Genomic DNA, 7,194 nt, shown 5'->3' with positions numbered 1-7,194 from the left:
TGTGATGGCCTCATCGCGAGCAAGCTCGCTCCCACAGGTTTCCCACAGTTTTTTTGCAAATCAGGTTAGCCGGTGTCTTATCAGCGGCACCCTTTGCCGGACGGGGCTCGGGTATACTCGCGCGTTTTGTGATGCCCTGCTGGCGTCACGGCTGAGATGTGAAGCGTCATGCAATGCGCACTTACGATTTGTCGGTGCAGCATCGCGGGTTCTGAACCAGCCTTGCAGGGATGTTTCGGTGATTTTTGGAGTTTCTATGCTCGAACAGGCTCAACGCGTCCTCAAGGACATCTTCGGCTACGACAGTTTCCGTGGCCGCCAGGGTGCAATCATTGAGCGTGTGGCCAGTGGTGGCGATGCCCTGGTCCTGATGCCTACCGGTGGCGGCAAGTCCTTGTGTTTCCAGGTCCCGGCGCTGTTGCGCGAAGGCCTGGCGGTGGTGGTCTCGCCGCTGATCGCACTGATGGACGACCAGGTCGCCACCCTCGAAGAGCTGGGGGTGGCCGCCGCCGCGTTGAACTCCACCCTCAGCGCCGAGCAGCAGCGCGACCTCGCCGCCCGTATCCGCCGCGGTGAAGTGAAAATGCTCTATCTGGCACCGGAACGACTGGTCCAGCCGCGCATGCTGTCATTTCTGCAGGGGCTGGACATCGCCTTGTTCGCCATCGACGAAGCACACTGCGTGTCGCAATGGGGCCACGATTTCCGTCCGGAATACCTGCAACTGGGCCAGTTGGCGGAAATGTTCCCCGATGTACCGCGCATCGCCCTGACCGCCACGGCCGACAAGCGCACCCGGGAAGAAATCGTCACCCGTTTGCACCTGCAAGACGCCGAGCGCTTCCTGTCGAGCTTCGACCGGCCGAACATTTTTTATCGCATCGTGCCCAAGGAGCAGCCGCGCAAGCAGTTGCTGGCGTTCCTCGCCGAGCGCCGTAGCGATGCCGGCATCGTGTATTGCCTGTCGCGCAAGAAAGTCGAGGAAGTCGCCGCGTTCCTCAGCGAACAAGGCTTTCCGGCGCTGCCGTACCACGCTGGTCTGCCCAACGATATGCGGGCCTACCATCAGAAACGCTTCCTCAATGAGGAAGGCCTGATCATGGTTGCGACGGTGGCGTTCGGCATGGGCATCGACAAGCCCAACGTGCGTTTTGTCGCCCACCTCGATCTACCGAAATCCCTTGAAGCCTACTATCAGGAAACCGGTCGTGGCGGCMGTGACGGTCTGCCGGCGGATGCCTGGATGGCCTACGGCCTGCAAGACGTGGTGATGCTCAAGCAGATGCTGCAGAACTCCGAAGGCGACGAGCGCCACAAGCGCCTGGAGCAGCACAAGCTAGACGCCATGCTCTCGCTGTGCGAAGAAACCCGCTGCCGTCGGCAAACGCTGCTGGCCTACTTCGACGAAGACATGCCCGAGCCTTGCGGCCATTGCGACAACTGYGTCGACGGCGTGCAGACCTGGGATGCCACCGAGCCTGCGCGTCAGGCGCTGTCGGCGATCTACCGCACCGGTCAGCGCTACGGGGTCGGGCACCTGGTGGATGTACTGCTCGGCAAGGACAACGAAAAGGTCCGCAATTTCGGTCATCAGCATCTGTCGGTGTTTGGAGTCGGCAAGGCGAGGGCCGAAGGCGAGTGGCGCTCCCTGTTCCGCCAATTGGTGGCTCGCGGGCTGGCCGATGTCGACCATGAGGGCTATGGCGGACTGCGCCTGAGCGACAGTTGCCGGCCGTTGCTCAAGGGCGAAGTGACCCTGGAGCTGCGCCGCGACCTCAAGGCGCAAACCGTGGCGAAAAGCAGCAAGAGCCAGGCGAGCCAGCTGGTCCGTGGCGAGGAGCGCGAACAATGGGAAGCCTTGCGCGCCCTGCGACGCAAGCTCGCCGAAGAACATGGCGTACCGCCGTACGTCATCTTTCCCGACTCGACCCTGCTGGAGATGCTGCGCAGCCAGCCGACTTCTCTGGCGGAAATGGCCCGGGTCAGCGGCGTCGGCGCGCGCAAGCTGGAGCGCTACGGCGAGGCCTTCCTCGAGGTGCTCGGCGGCCAGGTCGAGGCGCCGAAAGCGGTGGCCGACGTGCGTCACGAACTGATCACTCTGGCGCGGGCCGGGATGACGCCGGTGCAGATCGCCGGTCAGTTGCAGTGCTCGGAAAAGAACGTCTACACCATGCTGGCCGAAGCGATTGGCAAGCAGCAGTTGTCGTTGGAACAGGCACTGGATCTGCCTGAAGACCTGATGGGTGAAGTGCAGGACGCCTTTCTCGACGGCGAAGGCGAATTGCCGGCGGTTTCCGAAATCGCCGCATTGTTCGCGGGCAGGGTACCGGAAGGGGTTTTGTACTGCGTTCGTGCTGCCTTGCAGTCGGAGTTCGAGATTTGAGACATCTGTAGCGCTGATGTAACGATTCAGTACAGATCAAGCCTTGCCTCAAGTCGAGGCTCATGCTTAGCTGACTAATAATTAGTTTTTATTTATTTCAGTCTAATCTTGAGTGTTTTATGCCGTTAACCGATCAACACCGCTTTGGCATGCAATTGGCCCAGATGTCCCGCGGCTGGCGTGCCGAACTGGACCGCCGTCTGGCGGGCATGGGCTTGTCCCAGGCGCGCTGGCTGGTGCTGCTGCACCTGGCACGTTTCGATGAAGCACCGACCCAGCGAGAACTGGCACAAAGCGTCGGCGTCGAAGGCCCGACCCTGGCCCGTTTACTCGACAGCCTGGAAAGCCAGGGCCTGGTGCAACGCCAGGCCGTGCTGGAAGACCGTCGGGCAAAGAAAATCGTGCTCTGCGCGCCGGCGCGTCCCCTGATCGAACAAATTGAAACCATTGCCACGCAACTGCGTCACGAACTGTTCGAAGGCGTCGATGAAGCGGACTTGAAGGTGTGCATGCGGGTTCACGGGCACATCCTGGGCAACCTTGAAAAGTCTTGAGGCATAACCGAACGCCAGGTTTTTGAGAGACCGCATTGGGCAAACTATAAGAACTACTCGGCGATATCGTGTTCGTAACGGATGTACGAATGCGTACGGGTAGTTTCTGTAGATCTCAAGGATGCTCATGCTCAAGTGTTGGCGATTGGTTTTACGCGGTGGTTCTCAGTGGTTACTGGCCGGGGCCGCTGTCACTTATTCGGCATGGGCGCCTGCGCTGGGCCTGGGTGAAATCACCCTGCATTCGGCGCTGAATCAACCGCTGCGTGCCGATATCGCACTGGTGGATGCGGCTGGCCTTGAGGAGAACGAACTGTCGGTGAGCCTGGCAACGGCAGACGAGTTCAGCCGTGCCGGGGTCGACCGGGTATTTTTCCTCGATAACCTGAAGTTCACTCCGGTCCTGCGTGGTAATCGCAGCGTTATCCAGGTGACCTCCAGCAAGCCGGTCAGTGAACCCTTCCTGAATTTTCTCGTGCAGATCAATCAGCCTAATGGGCGATTGCTGCGTGAGTACACGGTGCTGATCGATCCTCCGGGTGCGCCAGGCGTTGTTCCCGCCGCCGATGAACCGGTTTTCCGGTCCCCGACGTCCGCATTCCCCCGTGTCCAACCGGACATGGCGCCGTCACCCGTGACAAAGACGACGCCAGAACCGGACGTCGCCGTGGTTGATCCCGCTGTCGAACAACTGGCCGCCAGCACCCTGCAAAACCACTCGCTGCAAACCACTGTCGATGAGCTCAATGCGAAGCTTCAAAGCCAGGATGAGCTGATCGCCGACCAGAAAAAACAGTTGGCTGAACTGCACACCCAACTGGCGGAGCTCAAGAAGGTAAAGACGCAACCCGTTGCTTCCGATGCGGTGACGCCACCCCCCGCCATTGCTGAAAACCCCGGGATTGGCTGGCTGCCGATTGCCGGCGTGTCAGCGCTGATGGCGTTGCTGTCGCTGGGCTGGTTTTTTCGCCGCTGGCAGCATCGAGACACAGTGTCAGAGGCTGTGCCGTCGCAGCATGAACCGCTGGCTGAGCTCTTTACCGAGCCAGTGATGTGGCCCCCCGTCATGCAACCGGCCGCAGTGCATCGCGGCGGGGTGCCGGCCAACGATGAGCTTGAACGGGTCGATAGCCGTCATTCCATCCCGGTCGCTGCTGCGGTGGCAGTGGTTGCGGATTTGGCGATGTCTGGCGAATCCGTCGCTGACGATGAGTACCGGCTCAACCTGGAGGAGTTGTCCATGGTGTCGAGTTGGGACGTGATCAGCCCAAACGAGAACCAGCAGTCGGCTGCTCTGGCCATGATCGAGCCTGCGTTCGAATTGGAGGCGCAACCCGCTTCGCCGTCCCGGCAGCCTCCGGTCGGGCTATCATAGCGGCGTCGTCAAACTCTGGAGTTACGCCCCATCATGACCGTCAGCAAACCGGAAATTGTCATCACCTATTGCACGCAATGCCAGTGGCTGTTGCGTGCGGCCTGGCTGGCCCAGGAACTGCTCAGCACCTTTGGTGATGACCTGGGCAAAGTCTCCCTGGTGCCAGGCACTGGCGGGGTCTTTCATATTTACTGTGACGCCGTGCAGATCTGGGAACGCAAGGCGGACGGTGGCTTTCCTGAGGCCAAAGTGCTCAAGCAGCGGGTCCGTGATCAGATCGACCCGGACCGCGACCTGGGGCACAACGACCGCACTCAGTGAGACGCGGCCTCGGCTGTAACGGCTTTCTTGCTTGTGCCAGTCGAGAACCTGCTGGACACCACAATCGCCACAATGATCAGCGCGCCCCCCAGCAACATGCGCAGGGTGGGGTTTTCGTTGAACAGTAGCCACGCGACGGTGATGCCGTAGACCGGCTCCAGGGCGAACACCACGGCGGCGGTGCGTGCCTTGATCACCGCGAGGCTGGCGACGAACAGGCTGTGGGCGACACCGGTACAGAACACACCGAGCAGGCCGATCCACAGCCAGTCGATGGCACGCACTTCGCTCAATTGAGGCGCCGCCACCGGCAGCAGGCACAGGGCAACCACCACGTTCTGGCACAGCGCTGCCTGCACGGGCGGGACGCGCCCGGAGCTGGCACGGTTGGTCAGCGACAACAGGGCGAACAACAACCCGGAACCCACGGCCCACAGCAGACCTGTGGTGGCGCCGCTGGCCAGGTCAAAATCAGGTGTGACCAGCACCAGCCCGATACTCACCAGCAGCACCAGCACGATCTCATTGGCGCGAATGCGCTCGCGGAAGATCAGCCCTTCGAGGATCACGGTAAAGGCCGGGAAACTGGCGAAGCCAAGCGTCGCAATCGCCACGCCTGCTACTTTCACCGCAATGAAGAAACTCACCCAGTGCCCGGCCAGCAACAAGCCGCTGAGCAGCAGTCGACGCCAGTCCACGGCCTCGAGTTTCTGCCAGCGCGTCTGGCTGGCGAACCGTGCAAAAAACGCCAGCGCGAGCACGGCAAAAGCGGCGCGGCCGAAAACGATGATCGCCGGTGACGCGGCGGCCAGTTTGCCGAACACGCCGGTCAGACCGAACATCAATGCGCCGATATGCAAGGCGCCAAGGGCGGTACGGGGAGTCATTGCAATCCTTGACGACAAATGAACAGAGGCATCATTGAAGCGCGTAATCGCCCATCAAGTCTGTCGGCAAACTAGCGATTTTTGTCGCCAGCCTCGCGCCGCAGTTTCCCGGGCGATGCCCCGAACTCGCGCAACACCGTCGCCGCAAAGGCACTCTGGGAGCTATAGCCGACGCGGCTGGCAATCTCGCCGATGGGCAGCGCCGAGTTGCGCAGCAAGCCCACCGCGATGTGCAGGCGTCGGCTGCGGATGTAGTCCATCGGCGTCTGCCCGCATTCGGCGACGAATCGAGCATGCAATCGGGCACTGGAAAGGCCAGCCACCCGGGCCAGATCGGCCACTTGCAGTGGGTACGCCGCGTACTGATCGATGTGTGCATTCAGCGCGGCATAGGGCAGGCGCCGGCCGCCGACGGCCTCGGGCCTGGCGTTATTGAGACTGGCCAGTAGCAGCACCGCGCCTTGTTGTGCAATCAGCGGATCATCGACCGGACTGTTCGCCAGCCAACTGACCAATTGGCTTTGCCCGGCATCCAGTGACAGGCGGCCGGCGTTGTCGAGCAAGCGCCGGCTGGACTCGGCGTGATCGCCCAACGACTGGGCAACCCATTGTTCGCCGGGCACATCCAGCACCAGGCAGCGGCTGCCATTGGGGCTGCCGCACGCATGATGAGCGCCTGACGGTATCACCACGAAACTCTGCTGCACCACCTGACTGCCACGGCCGTCAACCTCGAAATCCAGGGCGCCCGAAAGCCCGAACACCAATTGCGCGTGGTCGTGGCTGTGGACGATCAGGTCGTGGCTGTATTGGCGGAGCGTGAGGATCGGTCTCATCGCGGGTCTCCCGTATCAGGCCGCCAGTCTACACCCGGGCAGGCTGATAAGCGCTGTCACACGACTGACTTGGTGCTGTCATGGACCATTAACTCGACCAGCGCAAACTTTACAAAACATGTCCAGAGGGTTGCCCATGACCAGCGCCGAGGTTGCCAAACCCACCCGTAAGCAACGTGTGCGGACGCTATGGATTTCCGACGTGCATTTGGGCACGAGGGACTGTCAGGCTGAACACCTGTCGCAGTTTCTCAAGGGTTATCACGCAGACAAGATCTATCTGGTCGGCGACATCATCGACGGCTGGAAACTGCGCGGCGGCATGTACTGGCCGCAAGCGCATACCAACGTGATCCGTCGCCTGTTGACCATGAGCAAGCGTGGCACCGAGGTGATCTATGTCACCGGCAACCACGACGAATTCCTGCGCCGTTATTCGAAACTGATCCTGGGCAATATCCAGTTGGTGGACGAAGCAGTGCACGTCACCGCCGACGGCCGGCATCTGCTGGTAATCCATGGCGACCAGTTCGATGTGATCACCCGTTACCATCGCTGGCTGGCCYTTCTCGGTGACTCGGCCTACGAATTCACCCTGACCCTCAACCGCTGGCTCAATCATTGGCGCGCACGATATGGCTACGGCTACTGGTCGCTGTCGGCCTACCTCAAGCACAAGGTGAAAACAGCGGTCAGCTTCATCAGCGACTTCGAAGAAGCCATCGCCCATGAATGCGTCAAACGCGAACTGCACGGCGTGGTGTGCGGGCACATTCACCATGCCGAGATTCGCAAGGTCGGCGAGGTGGACTACCTCAATTGCGGCGACTGGGTGGAG

The 7,194-nt window shown here is 61.2% G+C and carries 7 protein-coding genes; 5 read left to right on the top strand and 2 right to left on the bottom strand.

Features of this window, described 5'->3' with window-relative positions:
* Positions 1–256: 256 nt before the first annotated feature.
* From recQ to ACXRVY_RS12950, 4 genes are all read left to right on the top strand, one after another.
* Positions 257–2,383, top strand: coding sequence for a DNA helicase RecQ (gene recQ / locus ACXRVY_RS12965; RefSeq protein ID WP_458237522.1), 2,127 nt, complete (start codon positions 257–259; stop codon positions 2,381–2,383).
* Positions 2,384–2,502: 119 nt separating this feature from the next.
* Positions 2,503–2,937, top strand: coding sequence for a MarR family transcriptional regulator (locus ACXRVY_RS12960; protein WP_150724407.1), 435 nt, complete (start codon positions 2,503–2,505; stop codon positions 2,935–2,937).
* 127 nt (positions 2,938–3,064) lie between these two features.
* Complete coding sequence (locus tag ACXRVY_RS12955) at positions 3,065–4,312, top strand: type IV pilus assembly protein FimV (protein WP_223461263.1); 1,248 nt, start codon at positions 3,065–3,067, stop codon at positions 4,310–4,312.
* Between the two features lie 33 nt (positions 4,313–4,345).
* Positions 4,346–4,633, top strand: coding sequence for an Rdx family protein (locus ACXRVY_RS12950; RefSeq protein ID WP_108218586.1), 288 nt, complete (start codon positions 4,346–4,348; stop codon positions 4,631–4,633).
* Here the strand turns inward: ACXRVY_RS12950 and ACXRVY_RS12945 are convergent.
* A complete protein-coding gene (locus ACXRVY_RS12945; protein ID WP_223461264.1) occupies positions 4,627–5,520 on the bottom strand; it encodes a DMT family transporter in 894 nt (297 codons plus the stop codon). The genes ACXRVY_RS12950 and ACXRVY_RS12945 overlap by 7 nt on opposite strands.
* A gap of 71 nt (positions 5,521–5,591) precedes the next feature.
* Positions 5,592–6,356, bottom strand: coding sequence for an AraC family transcriptional regulator (locus ACXRVY_RS12940; RefSeq protein WP_223461265.1), 765 nt, complete (start codon positions 6,354–6,356; stop codon positions 5,592–5,594).
* A gap of 136 nt (positions 6,357–6,492) precedes the next feature.
* Between ACXRVY_RS12940 and ACXRVY_RS12935 the strand changes: the two genes are divergently transcribed.
* A partial coding sequence (locus tag ACXRVY_RS12935; RefSeq protein ID WP_458237521.1) for a UDP-2,3-diacylglucosamine diphosphatase occupies positions 6,493–7,194 on the top strand: 702 nt, incomplete at its 3' end.

The sequence above is a fragment of the Pseudomonas sp. P5_A2_2 genome (assembly GCF_054177685.1).
Note: the sequence above shows the minus strand (reverse complement) of the source record. Positions and strands in the feature narration are given on the sequence as shown.